Origin of the sequence: Paenibacillus sp. 481, assembly GCF_021223605.1 — a bacterium.
Classification (GTDB): domain Bacteria; phylum Bacillota; class Bacilli; order Paenibacillales; family Paenibacillaceae; genus Paenibacillus_B.
In genome coordinates this window covers 4,047,226-4,073,977 of record NZ_CP075175.1, presented here as the reverse complement: position 1 = coordinate 4,073,977, position 26,752 = coordinate 4,047,226, and the positions used below count along the sequence as shown (strand labels likewise).

25 protein-coding genes are annotated in these 26,752 nt (G+C 45.1%); 2 read left to right on the top strand and 23 right to left on the bottom strand.

What is annotated here, in order from left to right; all coding sequences use genetic code 11:
• Positions 1–70: 70 nt before the first annotated feature.
• Positions 71–802 carry a DNA alkylation repair protein gene (locus KIK04_RS17980; protein WP_232274973.1) on the bottom strand — a complete coding sequence of 244 codons (732 nt, stop codon included), beginning with the start codon at positions 800–802 and terminating at the stop codon, positions 71–73.
• Between the two features lie 50 nt (positions 803–852).
• Positions 853–1,575, bottom strand: a complete 723-nt coding sequence (locus KIK04_RS17975) for a TioE family transcriptional regulator (protein ID WP_232274972.1) — start codon at positions 1,573–1,575, stop codon at positions 853–855.
• Positions 1,576–1,758: 183 nt separating this feature from the next.
• On the opposite strand from KIK04_RS17975, the gene KIK04_RS17970 reads away from it, so the two are divergent.
• Positions 1,759–2,235: a hypothetical protein gene (locus tag KIK04_RS17970; RefSeq protein WP_232274971.1), complete on the top strand. Its 477-nt coding sequence runs from the start codon at positions 1,759–1,761 to the stop codon at positions 2,233–2,235.
• Between the two features lie 15 nt (positions 2,236–2,250).
• Complete coding sequence (locus tag KIK04_RS17965) at positions 2,251–2,880, top strand: TetR/AcrR family transcriptional regulator (protein WP_332329980.1); 630 nt, start codon at positions 2,251–2,253, stop codon at positions 2,878–2,880.
• Positions 2,881–3,032: 152 nt separating this feature from the next.
• Here the strand turns inward: KIK04_RS17965 and KIK04_RS17960 are convergent, their stop codons facing one another.
• The 21 genes from KIK04_RS17960 to KIK04_RS17865 form a co-directional block, all read right to left on the bottom strand.
• Positions 3,033–3,785, bottom strand: coding sequence for an amino acid ABC transporter ATP-binding protein (locus KIK04_RS17960; RefSeq protein ID WP_232274970.1), 753 nt, complete (start codon positions 3,783–3,785; stop codon positions 3,033–3,035).
• Between the two features lie 10 nt (positions 3,786–3,795).
• On the bottom strand, positions 3,796–4,461 hold the full coding sequence (locus KIK04_RS17955; protein ID WP_232274969.1) for an amino acid ABC transporter permease: 666 nt from the start codon (positions 4,459–4,461) through the stop codon (positions 3,796–3,798).
• Between the two features lie 14 nt (positions 4,462–4,475).
• The gene (locus KIK04_RS17950; protein ID WP_232274968.1) at positions 4,476–5,306 is read right to left on the bottom strand and encodes an amino acid ABC transporter substrate-binding protein; all 831 of its coding nucleotides are present in this window, start codon (positions 5,304–5,306) and stop codon (positions 4,476–4,478) included.
• Between the two features lie 323 nt (positions 5,307–5,629).
• Positions 5,630–6,787 (bottom strand): agmatine deiminase family protein, encoded by a 1,158-nt coding sequence (locus tag KIK04_RS17945; protein ID WP_442951103.1) that lies wholly within the window; start codon positions 6,785–6,787, stop codon positions 5,630–5,632.
• Positions 6,788–6,868: 81 nt separating this feature from the next.
• A complete protein-coding gene (locus KIK04_RS17940) occupies positions 6,869–7,693 on the bottom strand; it encodes a MerR family transcriptional regulator (RefSeq protein ID WP_232274967.1) in 825 nt (274 codons plus the stop codon).
• 448 nt (positions 7,694–8,141) lie between these two features.
• Positions 8,142–8,342: a hypothetical protein gene (locus KIK04_RS17935; protein WP_232274966.1), complete on the bottom strand. Its 201-nt coding sequence runs from the start codon at positions 8,340–8,342 to the stop codon at positions 8,142–8,144.
• 51 nt (positions 8,343–8,393) lie between these two features.
• A complete protein-coding gene (locus KIK04_RS17930) occupies positions 8,394–8,906 on the bottom strand; it encodes a DNA polymerase III (RefSeq protein WP_232274965.1) in 513 nt (170 codons plus the stop codon).
• Between the two features lie 19 nt (positions 8,907–8,925).
• On the bottom strand, positions 8,926–11,295 hold the full coding sequence (locus KIK04_RS17925) for a polymorphic toxin-type HINT domain-containing protein (RefSeq protein WP_232274964.1): 2,370 nt from the start codon (positions 11,293–11,295) through the stop codon (positions 8,926–8,928).
• A 229-nt stretch (positions 11,296–11,524) separates the two neighbouring features.
• Positions 11,525–11,932, bottom strand: coding sequence for a transposase (locus tag KIK04_RS24465; RefSeq protein WP_442951102.1), 408 nt, complete (start codon positions 11,930–11,932; stop codon positions 11,525–11,527).
• Positions 11,932–12,915, bottom strand: a complete 984-nt coding sequence (locus KIK04_RS17920; RefSeq protein WP_232274963.1) for an IS1182 family transposase — start codon at positions 12,913–12,915, stop codon at positions 11,932–11,934. Before KIK04_RS17920 ends, KIK04_RS24465 begins: the two co-directional genes overlap by 1 nt.
• Positions 12,916–13,056: 141 nt before the next feature.
• A complete protein-coding gene (locus KIK04_RS17915) occupies positions 13,057–13,335 on the bottom strand; it encodes a hypothetical protein (protein WP_232274962.1) in 279 nt (92 codons plus the stop codon).
• Positions 13,336–13,365: 30 nt separating this feature from the next.
• Positions 13,366–18,765 carry a polymorphic toxin-type HINT domain-containing protein gene (locus tag KIK04_RS17910; protein WP_232274961.1) on the bottom strand — a complete coding sequence of 1,800 codons (5,400 nt, stop codon included), beginning with the start codon at positions 18,763–18,765 and terminating at the stop codon, positions 13,366–13,368.
• Between the two features lie 52 nt (positions 18,766–18,817).
• Positions 18,818–20,047 carry a LamG domain-containing protein gene (locus KIK04_RS17905; protein ID WP_232274960.1) on the bottom strand — a complete coding sequence of 410 codons (1,230 nt, stop codon included), beginning with the start codon at positions 20,045–20,047 and terminating at the stop codon, positions 18,818–18,820.
• Between the two features lie 369 nt (positions 20,048–20,416).
• Entirely contained in the window at positions 20,417–21,538 is a 1,122-nt protein-coding gene (eutH, locus tag KIK04_RS17900) for an ethanolamine utilization protein EutH (protein WP_232274959.1), read from the bottom strand.
• Positions 21,539–21,578: 40 nt separating this feature from the next.
• Positions 21,579–22,124 (bottom strand): BMC domain-containing protein, encoded by a 546-nt coding sequence (locus tag KIK04_RS17895; RefSeq protein WP_232274958.1) that lies wholly within the window; start codon positions 22,122–22,124, stop codon positions 21,579–21,581.
• Complete coding sequence (locus KIK04_RS17890) at positions 22,117–22,392, bottom strand: EutN/CcmL family microcompartment protein (protein ID WP_232274957.1); 276 nt, start codon at positions 22,390–22,392, stop codon at positions 22,117–22,119. The genes KIK04_RS17895 and KIK04_RS17890 overlap by 8 nt, the downstream gene beginning before the upstream one ends.
• A 20-nt stretch (positions 22,393–22,412) precedes the next feature.
• Positions 22,413–23,201 carry an ethanolamine utilization protein gene (locus KIK04_RS17885; RefSeq protein WP_232274956.1) on the bottom strand — a complete coding sequence of 263 codons (789 nt, stop codon included), beginning with the start codon at positions 23,199–23,201 and terminating at the stop codon, positions 22,413–22,415.
• 18 nt (positions 23,202–23,219) lie between these two features.
• Positions 23,220–23,855 carry an ethanolamine utilization phosphate acetyltransferase EutD gene (eutD, locus tag KIK04_RS17880; RefSeq protein WP_232274955.1) on the bottom strand — a complete coding sequence of 212 codons (636 nt, stop codon included), beginning with the start codon at positions 23,853–23,855 and terminating at the stop codon, positions 23,220–23,222.
• A 10-nt stretch (positions 23,856–23,865) separates the two neighbouring features.
• The gene (locus tag KIK04_RS17875) at positions 23,866–24,744 is read right to left on the bottom strand and encodes a cobalamin adenosyltransferase (protein WP_232274954.1); all 879 of its coding nucleotides are present in this window, start codon (positions 24,742–24,744) and stop codon (positions 23,866–23,868) included.
• A gap of 133 nt (positions 24,745–24,877) precedes the next feature.
• Positions 24,878–25,168 (bottom strand): BMC domain-containing protein, encoded by a 291-nt coding sequence (locus KIK04_RS17870; RefSeq protein WP_232274953.1) that lies wholly within the window; start codon positions 25,166–25,168, stop codon positions 24,878–24,880.
• A 71-nt stretch (positions 25,169–25,239) separates the two neighbouring features.
• Positions 25,240–26,751, bottom strand: a complete 1,512-nt coding sequence (locus tag KIK04_RS17865; RefSeq protein WP_232274952.1) for an acetaldehyde dehydrogenase (acetylating) — start codon at positions 26,749–26,751, stop codon at positions 25,240–25,242.
• Between the last annotated feature and the right edge of the window lies 1 nt (position 26,752).

Below are 26,752 nucleotides of genomic sequence, written 5' to 3'. Positions count from 1 at the left end.
CTCATTAGCGGCTTGTACCCATTTTTTCCAATTGTTCTTGCGTACGCGGTTTAACGTTGATGACCCGCCACTAGCGCACCTTTTTTAGGCCCATATAATGAGCTCGTTGCGCTTGATCAAAATGTTCAATGGCATAACGCAACAGTGTCCGTGGCATAACTCCGGCATGTTGATCTAAAAAGCTTACGAGCTGTGAGCGATCCTTTTTGCCCGCTTCGCGCAGCATCCAGCCCGTTGCCTTATGAATTAAGTCCTGCTTGTCGTTCAGCAACATTTCCGCAATGTTAAACGTGTCCGTGAGGTCATGTTCACGAATAAAATACGAGGTGCTAACGATCGCAATGCGCCGTTCCCATAAATCCGCCGAACGTGCAAGCTTGTACAAAATATCACGCGGCTTATCTACCAAGTAGCCGCCAACGACATCACGCGCACTTCCATCAACTAAATCCCAATTGTTGATTCGATCTGTACGTCTCATATAAAGCTCGAACAGCTCTTTTTTGCGGCTGGAGGGCGTTTTTTTATGGGCTGCTTGTTTAGCCATTATGTGCAGTCCGCCTGCCCTTACCTCGTGAATCGGGCTTTCCAGCAACTTCTCGATTTCGCTGGGCGGCAGGTCGATAAATGGTTTGCACAGACTGGCCAACTGGCCCGCTCTCACACCGATAAACACGTCACCTTCGCCATACTCACCTTTGCCCGTTTTAAAGTAGCGCAGCGCCTTTTCCGCTCCATCCGGCGATCCACATGCCATGAGCTGCTCGACAAAATGCTCTGCACGGCAACTTGCTTCTGTCATTTCGCACCCCTCATTTCTAATTGAATTATTCGCTCTTGCCGCTAGCACACCTAACACCCCGGCTTCGGGTCCATAAGTCCTACTTCTTTGCACAATTCTACTAATTGATGCACGCCATAGAACTGCTGGCGGTTGCGATAATGAATCGTCAATAGCGCATCCTCTGTCAATTTTTTTGCCTTTTCAATGCTTTGATGTTCGACAGCTTGTACAATCTCCTTCATGTTTTCCAAAAAGTAAACCGTCCTGCGCAGCGTACGAATAAGCAAAATTTGCCGCACATGCATCGGGGTGAAAATGCGATATCCATTTTCAGGATTACGTTCAGGTGAAAGCAGCCCTTCTTTTTCCCAATGCCGAATGGCAGACTGTTGAACGTCCGTAAACGTAGCGACTTCACCTATGTTCATATGGCTTTTCAGCTTTTTATTCATAAACAAAGGGATATCCGGCTTGTGTAAAAAAGCTATCGTCTGTTCAGCAACGACTTTTTCTTGTTGGAGATCAGCTTGTTCTTTATTCACAAGCCAAAAGGCGATATCCATTTCAGCCTGTTGAATATGACGCAGAACGTCACAAGTGATCTTGACACCGAACCCGGGAAACATGGCGCGCAGGCAGCGAAAATAAGCTAAATGTACCTTCGTATACAGACGGTAACCATTAGCACCACGCTCAGGTGCTGGCACGACTCCCCACGATTCGTAATGTCGCAATGCACTTGTACTAATTTCAAGTTCTCTTGCAATCTCAATAGGCTTGTAGTATTGCATGCTCCGTCCTCCTTGATTGAGTAGATTCTCACTATACCAAAAGTGGATGTTGGAGGTAAACCTTTTCACGACAGGCTACTACGGATTTCGTTGTCCTCACATTGACGGAGAAATAAACGCGTGTTATTATTTGATTGATTGATCAAATAATTAATTAAACAATCAATCAGGATGGTGGATAACATGGTTTCAAATTACAACAATCAAGAACAAGAAAGACGCGTATCAACCGATTGGTTTGTAAATATACTGCCGTTATTAAGTGCATCACTAGGTGGGGCAGCGCTATGGTATACTTGGTTTATGTACGGCACTTTGGCGCAAGCAGATGTTCCTTGGTATAACTGGATCAGACCCGCTTTTCTGCTGCTGTGCGGTATCTTATGTCTAGTGTCAACTGCCCTATTCGTTCTAGGTAAGTCTTCCGCTTGGTCCGTATTTAAAGGTGGCTTGTTTATGATTCCCATGATGCTCATGTCGGGCTTAATCATGTTGGTCATACGAGCTATCCAACATGTGATTCAAGGAAGTGCTCAACCTTTTTTAGTGCAGATGTTCACAGACCCTAAAAATTTAATTATTCCTATTATCGTAATGGCTTTTGTTATACTAGGTTCATTAAGTAAAAGAGAACGAGCGCACAACCATAACAACACGTAATAATCGAGGCGGTATATGATGAACAAAGATAATCAAACTGAAGGAAAACAGTCGTTTATCGCAGCAGCAAGACGTGAACAAATCATCGAGGCTGCAATCAACACGCTTGATGATATTGGGTACGTAAAAGCCAGTCTAGCTCAGATTGCGAAAAGGGCGGGAATCAGCACAGCGTTGATTTCGTATCATTTTGCGGATAAACATGATTTGATGAATCATCTTCTTAGCAAGCTTGTAGAACGCTCCTCTTCTCATATATTGGAGAAGGTACACATTGAACGTACACCCGCGGAGAAGCTGGAAGCCTTTATCGTTGCCAGCCTAGCTTATCAGGGCACCCATCACGCTCATCAAACCGCGCTCATCGAGATCGTGTTCAACGGCAGAACCCCTGATAATGTTCCGTACTATAAGCTCGGGGATGACGATGATGAAGATACGCTTTTGGTAGCACTACAACAAATACTGCGAGACGGGCAGGAACAAGGCATCTTTGGAGCCTTCCATATCACGGTGGTAGCGAACATGATTCAAGGCGCAATTGGCGAGTACATGCTTAACTCTTCCGTAACGAAAACCGTTGACTCGGAGACGTACAGCAGAGAGCTTGTCAACATGATTATGAAAGGTGTGAAGAAGCAGTAGTCCTAGTTGCAACGCTAACTACAGCGGAAATGATAGTGTTCAACAACAAAGACAGCGACGGTGTTCTCACACCAATCGCTGTCTTTGTTGTTGATGGAGCATTAAAGCATCGGAACGAGGGTACGCGGGCACGTTAGAACGTTAAAACTCACTTAAGCGCTCATCCAATTTAAGCGGTGCAAAAATTGCTGCGTCCGCTCTTGAGTTGGCGTATCAAATAGTTGAGCTGGTGTCCCCTTCTCCACGACCACACCTTGATCAATGAAAATAAGGGTGTCCGCTATACATCGTGCGAACTGCATTTCATGAGTGACGATAACCATCGTCATGCCTTCCTGCTTCAGATCGGTCAGAACCTTGAGCACTTCACCCACGATCTCGGGATCAAGCGCGGAGGTTGGTTCATCAAACAACAGCACATCCGGCTCCAAAGCCAGCGCCCTTGCAATACCTACGCGCTGCTGTTGCCCACCCGATAATTGGAATGGATACGCGTTAGCCTTATCCGCCAAGCCCACTTTCTCCAGCAGCTTGAATGCGATGGAATGCGCTTCTGCTTTCGTTCGACGTCGTACCGTAACGAGTCCTTCCATTACATTTTGCAGTGCTGTCATATGCGGGAATAAATGGTGGGACTGAAATACCATCCCCGTGTGCAAGCGCAGCTTCATCAAGTCTGCGTGCTTAAGCGACTTCCCTTCCTGAAAATGAAGTTCCGTGTCTGCTATACGTATATAGCCACTCGTCGGCTGCTCAAGTAAGTTCAAGCAGCGCAACAAGGTCGACTTTCCAGAGCCAGAAGGACCGATAATGACCGTGATCTCCCCTTTTTTCATATGTAGGCTAATATCTTTCAAGATCGGTACGTTATCAAAATGTTTGCGCACATCTCTCATTTCAATCATGTTCCTGCTCCTATCGAACAATATAGCGTTCAAAATATTTCTCCACCCTTACTTGTAAGGCAGATAAAATGGTGCTGAAAAACAAATAAATGAGCGCCACTTCGCAATAAATAAGCAAATGTTCGTACGTCGCTGCCGCAATTTGCTGCGCGCGCTGGAACATCTCCGTTACAGTAATCGTCGCAGCAAGCGATGTATCTTTCACTAAGCTTATGAATGAATTGGACAAAGACGGTACAGATACTCGTGCTGCCTGCGGCAAAATGATACGACGGAGTATTTGGCTGCGTGTCATACCGAGCGAACTGGCCGCTTCCCATTGTCCTTGCGGAATCGACTGAATGGCTGCGCGAATGACTTCTGAGTTATACGCACCAACACTTAGTGAGAACCCGATAACGGCTGCTGGTAATGCTCCAATTGTAATGCCTATACTTGGGAGTCCGTAAAAAATAATAAACAACTGTACGAGCAGCGGTGTGCCGCGAATGATCCACACGTAAAATCGAGCAAGCCATACGAGCGGCTTAATCTGTGATAGGCGAGCCAAGGCCGTCAGTAAAGCGAGAATAAGTCCAATAGCAAATGAGAGCAAGGTAAGAGGGATAACGAACAGCAGTCCGGCTTTGAATAACGGCCATAGTGACTGAATGAAGATGTCTACATATTTATCCATGAGCCATCACCCAACTATTTTGAAATGTCAGCATTAAAATATTTTTGTGAAATCTTCAGATAGGTACCATCCGCTTGCATGTCAGCAAGTGCTTTGTTAATCGCATCGAGCAACTCCTGCTCGCCTTTACGCAGCAGTACGCCACTGCTCGAAGCATTCGGATGCTCAGCGACGACCTTTACTTTCGCTTCTGGACGATGCTTCTTGAAATCCAAGAAAGATAGACCATCGTTAACGGTCACGTCAATTCGTTTCGACACAAGCAACTCTATCGCTTGATTAAAGCCATCCGTTTGTACAATTTCTGCTCCATTTTGCTTCGCCAGCTCGGTTAAATTGGATGTCAAAGATTGGCCCGCTTGCTTGCCTTTTATATCCGCAAATGCTTTTACATCCTGATTCTCTGCATGTACAATAAGCACCGCTTTCGACACGCTGTACGGATTCGAAAAGTCATATTTCTGCTTGCGTTCATCGGTAATAGATACTTGATTCACGACGATGTCGAATCGTTTGGCATCCAGCCCAGCGAACATTCCGTCCCATTTGGCTTCGGCAAATTCCGGCGTTACACCTAACCGCTTCGCGACCTCGTGTGCAATCTCAACATCGAAGCCTGTCAGCTTGCCGCTATCATCGTGATAAGTGAACGGAGGATACGTCCCTTCTGTGCCGATTCGAATCTTGCCGCTCGCCTTGATTTCGCCAAGCAAACCAGTCGCTCCGGTCGCAGCAGGCGCCACTTGTCCAGATTCCGACTTCGTATTTCCGTTCTGGCTGCTGCACGCCGCCAAAACCATTGTTACAAGTCCTATAAACAATAAGGTTAACGTTTTCTTTGTCATCGTTGTACATCCCCCTGCATCATGTAATATCACCATTTGTATCCACGGAATGACGAACTTATGACGGTAGGCATCCGAGGATTGTTCCGATAATATCACGCTTTCCAGTTGTATACAATACAATTTCATATTATTCCGATAATAAAACTATTAATTAATATCTTCATGAGCATTTAGCGTTCATAAATGCCCCGCAAGGAACATGAAATTGCAGCACGAATATACGAAAAAATAAAAAGCACCCCTAAGTGGATGCAAGTATGGTAACATACTCGCCAACTTAGAGGTGCTCTCACCGTACGACCAACAGGAGTAGACAACTGCTACTTCTTTAAATCGATAGGTTGTTGTTGTGTAACACAATGAATCATGCCACCGTCTTTATAAAGCTCTCTCACATCAATGCCGATAACTTTACGATCAGGGTATAGCTTTTGAATCATATCGTTAGCTTTTTTATCATTTGGGTCATTATAGTTCGGAACTAATACAACTGTATTCCCGATATAATAATTGATATATGAACCTCTGTACCCTAATTTCTTGCCACTATCTAGAACGACATTGTTTTTGCTAATCGGCAATTTCACGTACTTATACGGCTTGTTATCGGCGTTCTTTGCATTCATAAGGGTTTTAATATCCTTATTGGTGACTCCCCATTCTTCTAAACCGTCTCTGTCCATCGTTACAATGGTGGATTTATCATGAAATTTAACGAATCCATCAATGTGGAAGTCCGTAATATCCAGGTCTGGCACACCGTCTAGCCAAATGAAATTCGTAGCACCCAGGTTTTCTGCGATATATTCCTCAATTTCAGCCTCTGTAAATTGCGCATTTCTATTTTTATTCGTAACAGCACTACGCGTCGATATAAATGTACCATTACCATCTAATTCAAATGCTCCACCTTCAAGTACGACTTCATTGAGATCAATGTTTTCCATACCCAATTGCTTGCTCAGCTTTTTGGAGATTAGAGCATCTTTTTTATACGGCGTTTTCTTACCCCAACCATTAAATCCCCAGTCCATGAGTTTAAGATTGTTATCATTGTCGTATACAAAAATAGGTGCTGTATCTCTTGCCCATACATCGTCAGTAGGAACAATGTAGAAGTCGATTTTGTCCATATTTACACCTTCATCGTACAGAAGATCGTAAATATATTCCTTTTCGTATTTATCATAGGCGATAATATGAACATTTTCCCCTTCACTTAAAGCACTGGTCATCTCTACCCAAATGTCCTCAAGGTTTTCTTTATGGCCTTTACCGTATGTGTAGTTATGGGGCCATTGTAGCCATGTGCCTTCATGTTTGCTACTTTCTTCAGGCATGGTGTATTTGCCTAAGGTTTGATTTTTCACGTTTTGATTTTTCACGCTTGGACTCCCAGCAACTGTATTTTGCGTACTTCCCATCAAGATTCCGGCTGTTAATAGGACCCCTGAACATAATACAATCATCTTATTCATGTTATAAACTCCTTTATGTGCGGTTAGCTTGCTTGCTCATGGAAGTAGAATAAGCTTTGACATTATGTCAAGGTCAAGCCATTATTTTTCACCTTTGATGACAGGAAAATAAACCTGCGTTACATACTCCTCCACAGGACAGTCACATTCTGACCCTTTTAAGTACGTTTCATACGGCAGACCATCCAAGCTATAGCCGTTGCTTTCTATCCACTCTTCAAGTGCCACATATGCGTATCCGATGTAGTCATAACTTCCGATATGCAAAGTAGTAGCAACCAACGTTTCGGGCATTTTTTTGATTTGCCAGTCCCTTGATGCAGCCCCATCATTCGCATGCGTAATCGGGATCATCAACTCCATATCGCAGTGTTCAGGAATAAACTCTTCATCGAAAAAAGCAGCAGACGGAACACTAAGTAACTGAATGCGACTTTCTCCCGCTTGTTCGTATAAGGAATCCATATACTTGTCCATATCCGCTATGTTAATCTGCAATCTTTGACTGATGACACTGACCTCGTTTCTCATGCCGAGCAAGATGTCATAAGATATTCTACCTCCGCCAATTAAATCGACTTGGGTTGCAATCATTTCTTGCATTTCTGCAATGATCTGTTTATTGCGATTGATCTCGATGGATAATTCATTTATTTTCGTGTGCATCAGATCGGTAACTTGTTCTCTGTCTGATGTTTCAAGGATCGATTTGATCTCGGGTAAGGAAAATTTATATTCCTTCAGTTTCTTGATTCGCAATGCTGTTTCTAATTGACACTTCTCATAATATCTGTACCCGTTCGTTGTATCGATATGCACGGGCTTCAAGAGTTCTTCCTTATCGTAGTGTCGCAACATGCGAGCACTCATTTTGCAAAGTTGAGAAAATCTGCTAATTGTGTACATAATTCTCCCTTGTGTCGTGTGTTAGTCGTGTTTAGGGCACTGGGCAGCCATTGCGCCAATCTGACGATACTCAATTTCGAGGAAAATAGCAAATTGAGCTGACGCACCATAAGATACGTTGGGCATGAAAAAGCTCCGCTCGTAGGAACAGGTGATGTTATTTAACGTGTCTACCTTAAGGAGAGCATATCGGTAACATTGATCTAGAGTTAACAACTCCTTGTTCGCGCTTTTTTTTAGAATCAGAATATTAACAAGCTTAGCTTCATAAAAAGTAGTGCTTAAATCCGTGCTATCATTTGAGGGTTAACCACATCCGTATACAAATTCAACGTCAGTGGAGGGGCAGTTCCGCTTCATACGTATCCTAGTTTATAAACCGTCAAAGCATTAAAAAATAGAACCTTGATTCGGAGAGATCTCCTATCAAGGTTCTCAAACACATAATCTAATCTAGCAACACATACCACTGATACATTGCAGGTAAATTTCCATCAAACAAAACGGTTCCAGTCCATTCATCGTCGACTTGAAATACAATAACACGTTCATTGTGCTGTAAATTTAACTCATTTACTTCCTTAACGGATAAAGCAGGTTGGCTTGGTCCCAAATAATTAAAATTACAATCAATTTCAATGTTTTTCATTTCATGCCCCTTACACTCACAAATTATTCTTGTTGCTGAGAAGTGAAGTCTCTATGCGTTATCTTCACACACTTGAATAATTTCTGGAGGGACAGTTTCAAAAATCAGCACTTCTGGTTTTTGAAATGGCTTCTTTAACAAATATTCTTCAAGCGTTATCATACTTTTCCAGTACTCACTAATCCAATATTCAATGGTTTCCCCTGTATCAAAATTCAAAGCTTCTTCATCGAAATCCTTCAAATCCTCATAAAATGCTTGATCATAAATGGAAAGAGATACCTCGCTATTAAAAACTTGAATTTTATCTGTAAACACAGGAAAAAAAAATGACTTTGAAAATCGATTGAATAAATCTACACCTATCACTGCTTCAAAATTAACCCAAACTGGTACCCCTGATGGTTTGAGTTGTTTAGTTAACTCGGGTTTTATTGCTCCACCGTTACTGTATCGCTCATTTGATTTTGTCGAATGCTTGATACCTTCGTTCATGATTTCCTCTAGTGCTACATGATGTTCATGATTTTCAGGTAAATAAGCATGATATAAAAATATACTCACGTTCTTTCACCTACTTAATCTATTTTTTTCTTGGAAAATAAGGGAAGTGAGAACTTCTGTTTGGCTTATCATGATGAATGAATACTCTGTGGCTTCCCGTTCGAGTATCTGGTGTACTGATATTTCCGTAGAATTCTTTATAGTACTTTGTAATTCTATATTTATTTGGATTGTAAGGACTAGGCCAGTTAGAGTACGCCCTATCAGGGTTTGTCACTGTTTCTTTTCTTAGTTTGGCAACATCAACATCTTTCCCATATTGTGTCTTATTGGGAGTTGATTTTTTACTCGGATCATATAAATGTTTTTCAGCATGCGGGTTAACAAAATCTTTAGCATTACTTCCACCATTGGGTTTCGTAGGTACTAGAGTTTTACTTGACCCGCTAGTTATATTTGTCGAATTAGCTACCTTTGACTCACTAATCTTCGGCTTAGGCGGCGTTACAGATGGGACCGCGCTTGGCTTAGGAGAAGGAACATCACTGTCTCCAGAAAAATTAAATCTAAATCCTCCGCCTCCACCTGCTCCACCGCCTCCTCCGCCGCAGTTATGCGTCCAGATTTTCAAATCGGTGACAAAGTAGTTATGGTAGCCATCTACTCTGAAATTATAAACCTTCGTGTGCTCTTTTTTAATCTCAATGCTCTCGATAGCATATTCCTTGCCCTCATTGTCAATCAGCTTATCGCCAACCTTGAGATTCTTTGCCTCTATCCAGCCAACACCAGATACCCAGAACGGATGCTCATCTGTCGTGACAAATGTCGTATCCTTGACGGTAACGTGATAGGTCTCTTCTACTTCACGCTGGAAGGTCTCTTCTACTTCTTTATACGCTAACTCGCCTGTTTCCTCGCTTTTGGCGAGAACCTTGTCCCCGACTTTAATGTCTTCTATCGCTTTGTAGCCGTCTTTCGTCTGTACCTTTGTTCCAGCAGAAAAACAGCGACGCATACAGTTTAATACGCTAAATTCACCACTTGGATCATGGTAAAGTAAAGGATTATTCTCAACATACGTATACAGATTCAATGTTAGAGGCTCTTTCATTTCCCCTTCATACGCATCCTCGGTTGTGAATCTTCCAATGTTTGGGTCGTACCAACGAGAACGCAAGTATTGCAGGTTTGTGGCATTATCCCAATACTCGCTAGAGTAGCGAAAAATGTTCGGTACTTTCTCCGACGCGATGAGCGGCTTGCCCCAAATGTCATACGTGTATGTGTTCAGCACAGTTCCTTGGCTGTCGCGAAGCTCGGTGACGTCACCGTGGCCGTTGGTTACGTAGTACTGCATTTGATTGGTGCTCGCGACTTGACGAGCCAGTAAGCGACCTCGTGGGTCATGAGCATAGGCATACGTGAGTGTAACGGTTCCGCTAGGCTCTACTTTGCCTTCCGCGACGATGATTTTGCGGTCGTCGTAGTAGTAGCGTGTGGTCTCGCCAGCTTGGCTGCGCTCGACCATCAGGCCGTCACCGTTGTAGCGGTACGTAACGGTGTTGCCGTCTTCGGTGACTGCACGCGTTAAGCGATTGCGGGAGTCATAGCTGTATTGAGCGCCTTTTTGCACAGGTGGATTGGCGGTCGTTAGCGTACTGCGATTGTCACGTGCGTCGTAGGTGTACGTCTCGCTGAACTGGCTGTTCGTTTGAACGCGATTGAGCTTGTCATAGGTGAAGGTGAACGGCGTGCCGTTTTCATTTTTGCTGGTGATATTGCGGTTAGGGTCATAGCTGTATTGATACTGCCCAAATGGCGTCGCCCCTTGGTGCTGTTGGATGTGGGCTAAATTTAAGCCGTCGTAGGTGTAGGTCTCGGTGATTCCGTTGGACATGCTTAGCTTCGCTAAGTTCGTCTCGGATTTGTCGTAGGTGTAGTTCATCGTGGCTAACGCTGTGTTGTTGCGATCGGTGACTTGCAACGACGTTGGATGCGAAAACATCGTGCCGTAGTTCACCGTCATCGACGAGCTAAACGTCGGCGTCGTTACGGTTTGCTTCGTTCGTAAGCTTCTCGCCTCATATTCATAGCTCAACGTGGTTTGGTCGGGATACGTGATCGTTCGCAATTCTCCCGTTGGAAAATACGCATATCTCGTCGTCCCCGTTGCATCGGTCATCGCGATGCGATTGCCGCCCTCATCATACGCATACGTAACGCCTTCTTCTGGGATTGGCGTCGTGCTGCTTGTGAGGAAGTTACGGTTGCTGTAGCCGAACTGATGAACCTGACCTTTGCGGTCGATGCTTTTGACCAAATTGTTGTTCGCATCGTGATAGAATAGCTTGCTCAAGTTTTTCGGATCGATCTGCTCGATCAGGCGGCCGATTTCGTCGTATTTCTTCTTGAGTACACTTCCGTATGCGTACTGAATTTGGATCAAATCACTGGCTCATTGTAGGTGTACTTCGGCGTCAATGACGGCGGTTAGACGGCTTAAGGCGTCGTACTACCAAAATAGGTTTTGTTATTATTATAGTATGTAAAAAATAAACCTCGAAAGGCAAGGAGGGGCTGTTGACAAAATGGGTTCGGAATTAAATTTCCGGGCCCATCTTAACTTTTAAGCATCTTTTTAACTGAATAATCTTCAGCAAACACCCTGCGGTGCATCATTTTCCCCTATAGATCATCGCTTTTGTCATCCTTTTTAGATTCATGGCCAACGCCGAAAAGAGGCAATGTTCGAGTGCGTTCCGAATGCCTCTTTTGTATGTCTTGCGTAGATTGTGCACTTGCTTCATCGTACCGAAGGTTCCTTCACACCATATTCTCCGCAGACGTTGAATTCGCTTATACTCCGGTGTCTTGGATCGCGTTCTATTTTGCTCCAATGCTTCATGAAATAGGGGTCTTGTTATGCTGCGATAGGGTTTTGATTTGGTAAAACATCTGTCGCTTAGAGGACAAGCTTTACAATCCTTCGTTTTTGCTGTGTAGATCTGGTAATAATGAGTTCCCCTCCTTGATATATAAGTGAACCCTACATTTTTTCCTGCTGGACAAATATACGTATCCATTACAGGATCATAAATAAATTTTTTCCATCAATACTATCGATGCTACTATGTTGCTGAGGGGCGATATAACCCTGAATATCTAGTTTTTTTAATCCGTGATGAATCAGGGAACTGTCGTAGCCTTTGTCGGCGCCAACTTTTTGAATGGACAATCCAAATTTAGTCTTTTGCAGGGAAAGCCTCTCTACATAGGGGTCGTTATCATTTACATTGCCTGGGGTCACATGGATATCCGTTATGATTCCATGTTTGGTGTCTATACTTGTATGTCCGAGATAGTGGTAACCGACCGGCTTTTGTGGTCTATTCAGCCAACCAGAATCGGGATCTGTCGTGCTACGCTTGACTTCTTTTCGTTCAGATTTATCTGGTGGGGATTGCTTAGAAGGACCACATTTTTTCTTCCCTTGAACTTCTCGTTTATCTTGTAGCTTCTTCTCCAGTCTATGAACTTCCTGTTCTAGTTCTTTTAAATAGTCCGAAAGGGTTTGCTCTTTCCATACCTTTTCGCTTTGGTAATCGGAAGCATGAGCTTTAATGTGTGTAGAGTCAGTGACAATCCCCTCACCTGTCACAAGCCCTGAAGATACACATGTTGAAACGATATGATCGAATATTTCTTGAAAGATCGTACTCTCCTTAAATCTGCGCCGGCGATTCTGACTAAGTGTCGAATGATCCGGAATGGATTCTTCCAAACCTAATCCTAAATACCATCGAAATGCCAGATTCAATTGCACTTGTTCTTTTAGCTTTCTTTCAGAAGGAATGCCATACAGATACCCAAGAAGTAGCATTTTTATAAGTATGACGGGATCAATTGATTTTCTGCCAATTGGGGAGTACAAATGCTGGACTTTCTTATATATAAACGAAAAATCTACAACCTTCTCTATAGAGCGTAGTAAGTGATTTGCTGGGATACAGTCTTCCAAATTAAAAAGCATGAACTGATGTTGATTTTCTTTATTTATTTCCATCATTTGCGAACACATCCAAAAATAAAACCGTGTAGAGAACAAATTCTACACGGTTGCTTTAATATCATTTTATTTGAGGGATCATTTTTATTTTGTCAACAGCCCTATGAGGCCAATCAAGGTTCGATAAATAATTTTGCATTACTAATATGAATACGCTGATCCCCAATCATTGAATTTATTCCAGAACTGGTCATCAAAAACAGACTCCGTGTCTAACCCTAAAGAGATAGCTGTATACCTCCATTTGTCAAAATTAAAATCGATAGGATACTTACCAATCGAATAAAGTTCAATAACTAAGCCCTCAAATGACATCTCATATTCGCCATGTTCGAGATAATGAAAAATACCTTCAAGTCCTTCAGATGAAATGATATTACGTGAATTTGTTATATACTCCATTAAGAGCTTTTCAAGCACTATATCTATTTGACTCCCCTCCTTATTAGTTTAAGGTTTAATAGGGCCATATAACGGATATGCTGTGGAAATTTTCCCTGCATACTTATGGTTTGGTGGATAAAAATCTACACGAATTCTTACTCCACTACGTACACCTATCGAAAATGGTGAATTCCACTTCCCAGTTCCTCTAATTGCCCTCGGATCTGTAGCAATATCTGAAATATGGTGTAATATTCTCCCTTTACTCCAGTTGGAAGGAAACTCTGTCTTACCTGCTTTGCCTGCACCTGCTTGGTGACGATTAAGAATATGATCTTTCCTATGACCTGTTAAATCAACATAACTGTCACCTCTAGTAACGCCTTTACCTACTTCCTTTGTAGTACCCTTAGAATCACTCTTAGTTGCATAAGTTGAACTCGTGAGCTTAGAAACATTATTACCTGAATTAGATGAGTTTGTTACCTTTGATTCACTAATCTTTGGCTTAGGATACGTTACAGATGGAACCGCGCTAGGCTTTGAGACAGGAACATCACTGCCTCTAAAGAAGCTAAAGTTAAACCTAAATCCTCCACCGCCGCCTCCACTTCCGCCGCAGTTATGCGTCCAAATCTTTAAATCGGTGACAAAGTAATTGTGATATCCATCTACTCTTAGATTATATACCTTTGTCGGTGCTTTTTTAATCTCAATATGCTCAATTGCATATTCCTTACCTTCGTTATCTATGAGCTTATCACCAACCTTCAGCTCTTTAGCTTTTATCCAGCCAACACCAGACACCCAGAATGGATGTTCATCTGTCGTGATAAATATTGTGTCCTTGACCGTGACATGATACGTCTCTTCGGCTACACGCTGGAAGGTTTCTTGCACTTCTTTATATGCTTGTTCACCTGTTTCTTCGCTTTTAGCAAGAACCTTGTCGCCAACTTTAATGTCTTCTATCGCTTTATAGCCATCTTCCGTCTGTACCTTTGTTCCCGTAGAAAAGCATGTGTGCATACAATTAATCACAGATTCACCACTTGGATCGTGGTAAATCAGAGGGTTATTTTCTACATACGTATACAGGTTCAACGTCAAAGGCTCTTTCATTTCCCCTTCATACGTGTCTTCCGTAGTAAATCGCCCTATACTCGGGTCGTACCATCGAGAACGCAAATATTGCAGGTTCGTTGCACTATCCCAATACTCGCTAGAGTAGCGAAAAATGTTCGGTACTTTCTCCGACGCGATGAGCGGCTTGCCCCAGATGTCGTACGTGTACTTGTTCAGCACGGTTCCTTGGCTGTCGCGAATCTCGATGACGTCACCGTGGCCGTTGGTGACGTAGTACTGCATTTGATTGGTGCTCGCGACTTGGCGGGCCAGTAAGCGACCTCGTGGGTCATGAGTATAGGCATACGTGATCGTAACGGTACCGTTTGGCTCTACTTTGCCTTCCGCGACGATGATTTTGCGGTCGTCGTAGTAGTAGCGGGTCGTTTCTCCAGCTTGGCTGCGCTCGACCATCAGGCCGTCGCCGTTGTAGCGGTACGTAACGGTGTTCCCGTCTTCGGTGACTGCGCGCGTTAAGCGATTGCGAGAGTCATAGCTGTATTGAGCGCCTTTTTGCACAGGTGGATTGGCGGTCGTTAGCGTACTGCGATTGTCGCGTGCGTCGTAAGTGTACGTCTCGCTGAACTGGCTGTTCGTCTGGATGCGATTGAGCTTGTCATAGGTGAATGTGAACGGCGTGCCGTTTTCATTTTTGCTGGTGATATTGCGGTTAGGGTCATAGCTATATTGATACTGTCCAAATGGCGTCGCGCCTTGGTGCTGTTGGATGTGGGCTAGATTTAAGCCGTCGTAGGTGTAGGTCTCGGTGATTCCGTTGGACATGCTTAGCTTCGCTAAGTTCGTCTCGGATTTGTCGTAGGTGTAATTCATCGTGGCTAACGCCGTGTTGTTGCGATCGGTGACTTGCAACGACGTTGGATGCGAAAACATCGTGCCGTAGTTCACCGTCATCGACGAGCTAAACGTCGGCGTCGTTACGGTTTGCTTCGTTCGTAAGCTTCTCGCCTCGTATTCATAGCTCAACATGGTTTGGTCGGGATACGTGATCGTTCGCAATTCTCCCGTTGGAAAATACGCATATCTCGTCGTCCCCGTTGCATCGGTCATCGCGATGCGATTGCCGCCCTCATCATACGCATACGTAACGCCTTCTTCTGGGATTGGCGTCGTGCTGCTCGTGAGGAAGTTACGGTTGCTGTAGCCGAACTGGTGCACCTGACCTTTGCGGTCGATACTTTTAACCAAATTGTTGTTCGCATCATGATAGAATCGCTTGCTCAAGTTCTTCGGATCGATCTGCTCAATTAGGCGGCCGATTTCGTCGTATTTCTTCTTGAGTACGGTTCCGTCTGCGTACTGAATTTGAACCAAATCGCCGGCTACATTGTAGGTGTAGGACACCTTTTTTCCATCGGCGTCAATGACAGCGGTCAAGCGACTTAAGGCATCGTACTCGTATTTGGTTTCGTTACCTTTGGCATCACGCATCGAGACGACGTTACCTACGAAGTCATACGTGTACTGGGCCAGTACGACTGCTCCTGCTGGTTTGAGCTCTTCTCTTTTTACAACACGATTTAGCACGTCGTACGTTTCTCGAATCTTGTTGCCCTCTCCGTCGATGCTGACCTTCGTGTTCACAATGTCGTTGTACTCATACTGCTTCGCATTCCCGGCAGCTGTCTCCTTGATGACTCGGCCCCAAGCGTCATAGACATAATCGATACCAGCTCCCGTGACTGTCCCTTTGCGGAGCAGTCTCCCGTGTGTATCATACGTATGATGCGCCGTGCCGCGACCGTTTGTCTCTCGGATAAGGTTGCCGATCGGATCAAAAGCCTTCTCGGTGACATGGCCCCGTGGATCGGTGACGGTAATCGTGTTCTGGACATCATTGTACACAATTATCGTTTGGGTGCCGTCAGGATATTTCTCCGCGATGACTCTTCCTAGTTTATCATACGTAGACGTTGTCGCGTGACGGTTGCCATCGGTGTAGGAAATCATATCTCCCGTGAACCGATTATAGTCGGCCTCCTTCACGATAGTCGTCACTTGACCCTCTGCATTCTTGACATCCACCGTTTGCTTAGTCGGGAAGAAAGCACCCAATTGTGGACTAAACTCCTGCTTGACGATGGTATCCTGTTGCTCTCCCCGTATCCGAACCGTGATCGGATTTCCATTCGGGTCGTATTCCCGCTGAACTTGCTGTAATAACGCACCTTGATTATTTTTGCTGAGCATTTGCGTCATCTCGCCATGGTTCGGATCATACTTGTACTCGGTCACCAACTGTGTCTGCGCATTCAGCGCTTGAACACTGCTTAGTAACGCGCGTCCAACCCTTTTGGAAATCGTAGCGGTTGGCAACGAATAGTCGTAGCGGTTGGTCACGTTAAGCGGGTTCGTTTCCGATACGACCAAGCCCCAATCGGCGGTATCATATTGTCGGACGGTCGTCTTCTTAGGTGCATGAAGAGCACCGTCCTGAAAGCTTTCCTCCATCCGCGTTGGATTCGGCTTCTCTCTCTCATAGCTGTACTGGACACGCTTCGACTGGTTCGTGTTGTTTACCTTACTTACCACCTCAGTATTAAAAACCTTAGGTGGTTCATAGAAACCAGCAGGCCGTCGCTCATACGTGTGCATCGTTGATTTCAAGCCGTCATCTACAGTCGTCGTTAACGTATATTTTTCGTCATACTTGGAACTGCCGTGTATTTTATACGTTAGCGCGGTCGAGTTCATCTTCGTCTGGGAGGCCGAACTGTACGACACGTGTCGGGAGGAATAGTATATGCTTTGTTCCACCGCATAGGGTCCAATACTCATTTCCCATGCACCGAGGATGCCAAATTGAGAGAGCGCTTTGGTCGGATGCTCGATCGATGTCAGTAAGATCGCTTTGTTTTGCCCATACGTTTCAAGCTTCTCGGAAGGGTGGCCTACGTAACGGTACTTCTCCATCAGATTAAACTGCAAGTTATTCCATTCTCGATATCCGTATTTCGTTGAACGACCTAGAGGGTCAATAACCTCGTCTAGCACTTCCAGTTCACGAAACTTTCCGTTCGGCCCATCGCCGATTTTACGTTTCTTATAAATAACCTTCTTATCATCCATGCTTACTGTCACCGTATGATTGATCTTATCGTAAGCAAACCACATTTGATTATTAACCTTTCCGTCTTTGGAAGAACTGACAATAAACCAAAGCACCTCCTCTTCCATGGAGGGCCCTTGATACATAAACTCGACCCAGTTGCCAAACTTGTCGTCCATTCGAACCAACTTACCGTCTAAGCTAAAATATTGTTTGATGCCACTTTTATGATCCTTCAGGACAGAATCTGGTCTTTTACCACTTATTTTGGTGACCAATCTCTCTTCTTCGGTTGCAGCATCAAACGTCAAGTCCTTATAAGGATAACCAAGCAACGATAGCTTATTGATCCCATGGGGATCGCCAAGGGGATAGGAGCCGACACCTGCGATGTAAATGGAACGCTCTTCATTCACCTTCCAGGCATTTCGGATATAGGAAATATCCCAGATCCACCCTTTTCCTAACGCGTGCAATTCATCTTCAGGAGTAGGACGCGTGCTGTTGGTATCATTGGTGACGTAGATATCATCCTTCGCGCGGCTGCTGTCATACACTCTCCGAAGCGCAAATCCCATGCCATTAGCACCGGACATGACCAAATCGGTGGCGGATACTTGCAGCGAACCGTCGATCGTCGAGATTTGCTCATTGTCCGAGCCGATGGTATAAGGCGCTTGATCGGGCTTATGCGCTCTCTGTTTGAGTGCAATTTGATCATATGGACTTGTGTTAAATAGCCCGTCCTGCAAGCTGTACACGTGGTCCGTGACAGAGTTGGCGCTTGCCTTGTCCAGAATAGGCTTAGGTTTAGGTACAGCCTTCGCCTTGGCATAGACCGCGTCCGTTACACTCTTTATTTTGTTCAAATGGTTCAAGTTCGTGTTGTGTAGGGTTACTGGATCTAGTGGAAGGTTGGGGTACTGAGCTGTCATGAATTTCTCGTAGGAGTTGCCCTGCTGCTTCTTTTCTAAGCCTTGGTAAATATGATGAAGCTGGTAGCCCTTGGCCATTTCATTCAGAACCCAGTCGCGATTGACATCGAACTGGTAAGTTACCGAGGTGACGGTGATGAGATTGTTGAGGTCGTCTGCGGTCATAGTCTGATCCACAGCATTCCGTTTAAAAGAAGGTGAATAGACCGTTTGGCTGACAGATGACGAAGACTTAGCGACAACGCGATTCGTGGCTTGTCTCGCTTCGGCCGGAGCTAACGGCAAACTGGTTAGGACCAATACAACAATAAGTAAAATAGATATCTTTTTCTTCATCATTTAAGTAAGCTCCCTGTTTCATAATGATTGTACACTTTTCCCCTTCACACCTTTACTCTAATGAGCTATACACTAAATCCTTTGCAGCATTCAGCGTTGTTTTGTACATTTCACTCTGAATTTCTATCTCATTCAACGCTCTGTTCCAAATCTTCAAATCTGCCATTTCCCCATTGAATTTATAGTGATCATCATGGCCCCAACCCGAAATGAACGCTTTATTCGTAACATTACGCTGTTGCGCTCCTCCATTCTTAGAAAGAGTTTGTTTCACACCATTCAGATAGAGTTCGTTCAGATAAGGATCTCCGTTCGTAAAAATAGCTGTCACGTGCACCCAACGATTGGACAAATCACCAGACTGGACCCCATACATATCCCCAACGCCTGTATTGAACCCAAATCTATTCCCCTGAATGTATAGTGTATACATATCCCCCCAACTAAAAGGCATTTCTGAATCCTGACCGTTCCATTTCATCCAAAATTGAACCGTTGATTTGGCCCCCGCAGCTGTATTCACATTAAGTTTGTTTAATTCTAGACGCTGTGTTCCCTTTAGCTTAAAAGAACTGTTCGGTGCATCACTCCATTTCCAGTGCCCCACTAAATGATCCATGGCTACAGGTTGTACAACTACTCCACTGCTATTAATTTCAGTTCCATTTAAAGCACGATTCCAAATTTTCAAGTCGGCAAGCTGGCCTTTAAACTTGTAGTCATCATTGACAGACCATCCCGAAATCGTAGCATTGTCCGAAACATACTTTAGCCGCGACAACGTATTGCCATAGTGCTGCAAAGGTTGGCGCTCACCATTCACATAAAGTTCACTTTTGGTAATGTCTCCGTTATTAAAAATGGCCGTAATACGCACCCATTTATTTTGTAACTGCTGCGCGTTGAACCCATAAATATCTGCAACTCCACTATTAAAGCCCAGTACATTGCCCTTTATCCAAAGGGTATATCCCGAATGCCACGAAAAGGGCATCATATTATCTTGACCTGTCCAGTACATCCAAAACTGAACCGTCGTTCGTCCATTTTCAGCTACATTAAGGTTTTTAGCGAGTATGTGTTGCTTTTCATGACCCGAAAACGTCTTTTTACTATTTGGAGCAGTTCCGATATCCGATAACTTCACATTTTTCTGATTCAATAGATTCCCGTTCACATCATACTCATATATCATCTGACTACTAGCAGCAACGGAACTTGTAAACAACATACTTATAAATAAAACGATAATCCCCATTTTAAAAGAACGATATTTTTTCATGTTTACTTCCCCTTTAGCCTATAAAATATGTTTGTGTTCAATTGAAAATTGACAAAGTTTCTTCTCAATCTTACTTAAGCCTCCTTTTCTTTGATTGATGTAACACTATTTAAGTATATTTGTAGTTGAACTATTTTCCTTAACTATAAAAAAAGTGAAACTTTCGCTAAGTTTCAGCATGAATCAACAAATAATAGAAAATCCTAGAACGATAAGAGCCATTTGCACGATTGATCCACTGTCAGCCCCCTTTTATTGAACGTAGTCCCGAAGTTCTTTTAGTACCACCAGCATTCAAACGAAATTAAAAAAAACCAGTCACCGATTAAGTTTCGGCAACTGGTTTATTAGGAAAATAAATATATAATTCTATGCAGATTCTGTGCGCACTTCTGCGGAAGCCGGAGCAGGTTCTGGAGCCATCTTTTTCGCTAAATAAACCGCAACGAAGATCGCTGTAATTCCGCCTACCAGCTTCCCGACGATCATCGGGAAAATCATCTCTTTCGCCACCCCAGCCGTAAAGCCGAGGTGATCGCCAAACACGAATGCGGCAGACACCGCAAACGCAACGTTAATCACTTTGCCGCGCGCGTCCATGTCTTTCATCATCCCGAACATCGGGATGACGTTCGCAAGCGTAGCTACCATACCCGCTGCCGCAACTTCGTTCATGCCAAGCAGTTTGCCCATTTTCATAAGCGGCTTGTTGAACAGCTTCGTAATGACAAATACCATCGCAAAGGCACCTGCCAACACAATGGAAATATGGCCTACGATTTGGATGCCTTCCTCAATCGGAGCGAGGCCAGGAATAATTGTAATCCCTGTAAGCTGCTGCGTAATGCCAGCTGCCAGTCCGAGTGTCGCCACGATAACGATAAACTGTCCGAACACCGTGAAGCCCTTAATCATACCTTGTGGGAACTTCCACAACCCGAGCACGATAAGGACAGCGAACAAGATGATCGGCACCAGATTGGACATAATCATCCCCAGCGAGTAGCCTGCGACTAAGCCACCAACCAAGCATCCGAGTGGAATCGTGACGATACCAGCCAAGACACCCGTAGCTAAATACTTATGGTCTTCCTTTTTAATAATGCCAAGTGCAACTGGAATGATAAATACGATTGTTGGGCCAAGCATAGCACCTAGAATCGTACCAGCAAACAAGCCTGCTTCAGGTGTTTGCGCTAACTCCATCGCGAGGGAGAATCCCCCCATATCGTTCGCTAGTAGCGTAGTCGCAAACATGGCAGGATCTGCGCCCAGCGCACTGTATAACGGTACGACAATCGGGCTTAACAACTTAGCCAAGACTGGCGAAAGCGAGATAATACCGACCATAGCCAACGTAAGCGAGCCCATTGCCATGATCCCTTCATCGAATTGATGCCCTAGGCCGAATTTGTTGCCAATTGCTTTATCAAGCGCACCAAGAATCATAAATAGTACCATGCCGTAAATAATAATTTCGTTAATTTCCATACATGTGCTCCCCCTTTCTGATGTTCCCTTTCAACAACTATTAGCGGAACTGCTGTTTGATCTCTTCACTTGGAGAACGCAGCACCGAATGATGAACGATCCGTTTTTGATCCATCGCGGAAACAAATACGTTCATTCCCTGCTCCACATCACTGACACTTCCCGTAAATACGGCGAGAAATTTGCCGCCAATCGCCATGCCGAGATTCATTTTTTTCAAATAAATATCGCACTGCTTCAAAGCTTCGTTTAATGCATAAATGCCGGATGATACCGTCGACGTTTCCACAATGCCGAGGGCGTCTACAGGATAAGAAGCGTTGCGACGCTTCAGCCCTTCTTCAATGTCAGGATGAACACCTTGCAGGAAAAAGTCGCTAATGCGGTATTCACCAGCTTCCACCTTGGCAGCTTCCAGTGCGACCTGCACATCCGCCGTATCACCGCTCATAATAATGAGAAATTTACCTGGACAAATCGGCTTCAGATGATGAACGGTTACCGGAGAGGTTTTTAGCATGCGGTCGGCTGTTTCATATCCCTTGCTAATACTTCTTAGCTCGATCACCCCGATCGCGCTACTCATCGGTTACCTCGATCGAATCGATGATTCCGACGATAACGGCATCAACCGGAATATCCGCATTCGCAAGCGAAGTGCGGGCAGCACTTCCTGTCGTCACGAGCACGTTGTCGCCAACCCCCGCTCCCGCATTATCTGCAGCCACGATATACTCGTGTTGAACCCGTGCATCGTCATGCGAATACGGCTTAACCATCAAAAAGGTCAGTCCATTTAGCTTATTATCTTTGCGAGTAGCCCAAAGGCTGCCCACTACTTTTCCGACAATCATCGGTCAACCTCTCCTCGCCGTTACCTTCTGTGTACCTGCATCTGCTGCATACGCAAATAATCCTGTGCGAGCGGCGTAATAATACTGTTGCGATCGATGACGATTTGACTACCGTTGTGCAAGCGGTACTTTTTCACTTCTGCTTCCGTAACGACTCTACAAGTCAGTACTTCCGCCATGGGGGATACGATATCTTGTGCAAGCTCGTTAACAGACGAACACGCGGCACAAAGCTCAGACGCTCGCGCTGACGCTGCCTGCGACGCTGCTGACGCATGCGGCGTTACCTGCGACGCTGTTGACGCATGCGCCGCTTCCTCTGCACGGCTATCCTCCAGACACACCGCCAGCAGCTCCGACTGTTTCACTAGCCGAATACCATAACTAGCCAGCTGATCAGCACATTTTTCATACAGCTTGTACAATAGAACAGGTGCCGAAGACTTGTATTTGCGATAATACAGCCCCTCTTCAACAGCAATAACCCGTCTTCCCTTTAACAACATCGTCAGCACAAATCGTTCACGTGGGCCTGCACTGATCCCATTTGCTAGGTTAACGAGCAACTGCATGCACAGCTTCGGCATTATGAGCAGATCACAATCTCTAAGCGTCTCGTTGTAATAGGACAATTCCACATGTGGACGCAACAAGTTCTCCAGCTCCGGTAAAGGTTCCTCGGACAGCACGAGCACTCGCTTCCTCTCCACTAGCGAAGATTCATCCGTCTGCTCCAGGCCTATCCTGCGCAGAACCTCATTTGCCACCGCTTGAATAAGTGCTGCTCGCTGTTGAGCTTTTATGTTCATTTTTTCACACTCCTAAACCTAGCTGCCCTTTTTCAAAATTTTCCCCTTCGTGCCTTTCGCAAAGCCACACGCATTCGCCTCGTCATAGTCGATATGCATGTACGTTTCATAGTTATCGCTCACTCGAATAAGTACATCATCAAAAATGAGCGGGCGCTTGCCGTACACTTTTACTTGTACAATCTCGCCGTTGTCCACATTGAATTTCTTCGCATCTTCCGTCTTGACGTGAATATGACGCTGTGCTGCAATTAGTCCTTGCTCAAGCTGCATCACATTGCTGCCGGAAGCGATCACGATGCCTGGCGTTCCGTCCAATTTACCGCTTTCTCTTACCGGAACTGGCACACCTAACACAACCGCATCCGTATGTGAAATTTCCACCTGCGATTGCTTGCGCTCCGGCCCGAGCACAACCACATTATGCAATGACCCTTTCGGACCGATCAGCGTAACACGCTCTTTGCACGCATATTGTCCGGGCTGGGACAGATCACGCGCTTTCGTTAATTGATAACCTTCGCCAAACAATGCATCTATCGCTGCTCTATTTAAATGAACATGTTTACCGGATGCTTCGATCTCGATGCAAGTTTCATCCTGTACCCGTTTAATGACTTCATTTACAATGCTCTCTAAGAATTGATTATCCATCCTGCTCACCTCATGAGTTGTACTGTCCTACGCGGATGCGGAACATGATGATCCAGAACAGCGAAGACAGCCGATTCAGTGTTCGAATAATATCTTCACGCTCTGCTTCACCGTGATCCTTTTTGAAGGCCTGATAAGCAAGTAGCTCCGTCTCCCTCGTCATCGTGCGCAGCGCATTTATCACAACAACCGCTTCGCCCATATCAAAGCTCGGTTGAAAATGTTCCAATCCAAAATACTTCTTAGGAAAATGAGACTGCTCACGCAGCTCCTTGGGCGTCATCCCCAGCAAGTTAAACTCTTCAATACTTTCACTTAACACTTCACAGCGTACGATTCGTCGTACAAATTGCAAAATTTCTTCCAAATCATTGACCAATTTGGTCATGTGTAGCTTGTGACAGCTAATTTGTGCTTCCAGTAATTTCGTTTCTAATGAATCCAGCTTGCCACGGAATAATATCCGCGGATGGTCTTTGAACACGAGCATGTTGCCATACAAATGAGTCATATGCTCTGGCTTGGTTTCCAAAAATCCGCCATACAGCGTGCGAAAACGCTTTTTGCCTGCGGATGCTTGTTCCGTGTCCAAGTTGGTGGTGATTTGCAGCTTAACTTCCTTCTTCGGCAGCAGTCTTTCCGAATCCGTATCGGACACTTGAGGCGCTTGAGACGCTTGCACAGAAGCTTGTACAGCTAATTGCACAGTTGATTGCACAGTTAATTGTTCAGCAACTTGCACGTATCGAAGTTCAATCTGATGGTCGGTCAAGAAGCTCTTTGCTGAAGGCGTCAAAATCGTCCCCTTCACCGTCTCGTATACCGCAACCTCTTTCAAATTTTGATTTCGAAAATATTTGCGCAGTTCGCTTTCCGTAATTACAGCCATGTTCTCACATCCTTTTACGCTCGATCATTCGAGCGACTGGCAGTAGGGCTATCCGAATTAGCAATTGGCAAGAAGTGGGGTGCGGCTCTACACCGCACCCTCCCTTCCGCCTACATGTATGATGACGTCGTAATTACTCTGTAATTTTCGTCTTTGGAAGAATCGCGTCCACTTCGGAATGTGGTCTTGGAATAACATGTACGGACAACAATTCTCCTACACGCTCAGCTGCTGCTGCACCTGCATCTGTTGCTGCCTTAACTGCACCAACATCACCGCGAACCATTACTGTAACAAGACCTGCACCGATTTGCTCTTTACCAATCAACGTTACGTTAGCTGCTTTCACCATTGCGTCTGCTGCTTCAATTGCACCTACCAAACCTTTAGTTTCAACCATTCCCAATGCGTTTGCGTTTGCCATTTTAAAATTCCTCCTAGTAGTTGTATGTTAAATGTGGTGGATAAACGTTTGCATAAAGATGTAAACCTGAACTACATTTTTTCCAAAATGCGTTTCACAATCATGTTAATGAGCTGCTCTTTATCATCCAAGCTAATGCCCACTGGTGCAGATTGCACCGAAGGTTGCGCTGTTGGTTGCGCTGCTTGTGCCGCCGCTTCCACAGCAGGCTGCTCAACCAAGTCTTCCAACTCTTTCAGCCCATATGCCAGTCTGCGAATGTTAAGCAGGTTAAGCGGACTGATGTTGTCGGAAGTTGAGCTTCCGCCCACAGCACCACAGCCTAATGTAAGTGCAGGTGCAAGCGCCGTTGTCGCGCCAATACCGCCTAATGCCCCTGCTGTGTTCACCAACAATCGAGATACCGGTTTCTTAAGCGCAAACTGACGGACGATTTCCTCGTTTTCCGAGTGGATCATCATCGTATGTCCAGCGCCTTCGCCATTCAAAATCTCGATACAGCGCTCACATGCCGCCTCCCAGCTCTCTTCTGTGTAGAACGCCAGAATCGGAGCCAGCTTCTCCCGCGAATACGGCACGTTGCGGCCCACTTGAGTCTCCTCAGCGATGAGGACACGTGTGCCCGCTGGGATGTTCAAGTTCGCCAGCTTCGCGATATGCTCCACGCTGCGGCCAACGATTTGCGGATTCATCGTGCCGTTGGCACGCATAATGAATCGGCCAAGCTGCGCTGCTTCTTCTGCTGTAAGGAAGTAAGCTCCTTGTCGCTTGAACTCAGCAACAACAGCTTCCTTGCTGCACGCTTCGACGACGACGGATTGCTCGGAAGCACAAATGGTGCCGTTGTCGAATGTCTTCGAATCCAAAATGCGCTTAACCGCAAGCGGAATATTCGCACTTTTTTCAATGAAGGCAGGGCCGTTACCTGGGCCGACACCAATCGCTGGGGTACCGGAGGAGTAAGCCGCTTTGACCATCGCCTCTCCACCTGTAGCCAGAATTAAGGCTGTGTCTTTATGCTTCATCAATTGATCCGTTCCTTGAATCGTAGGAACAGTCATTGTAGCAATAGCTCCTTCTGGGCAGCCCGCTTGCACAGCCGCTTCATGGATCACCTTCACCGTCTCCAAAATGCTCTTCAGCGCATTCGGATGCGGGGAGAACACGATGCTGTTCCCCGCTTTAAGCGCGATAAGCGCTTTATAAATAACGGTAGAAGTCGGATTCGTCGATGGAATCAAACCAGCAACAACGCCGACAGGCACCGCCACTTCCATCACTTTGTTCGCTTTGTCATCCGTCAGGACGCCAACCGTCTTCATCTCTTTGATCGACTCATATACATGCTTCGAAGCAAATGCATTTTTAACGATCTTGTCCTGCCAACGACCAAAGCCTGTTTCCTCATTCGCCATCTTCGCTAGTTTCTCGCGATGCGTGTAGCCAGCATCAGCGATTGCTTTGACAATTGCATCAATTTGCTCCTGCGTCATAACGGCAAGCTTGGCTTGTGCCTCCTTAGCCTTCTTGATCAGGTCGCGTACTTCCTGAATGGATCTTAGGTCTTTATCGTATGTTTCCATC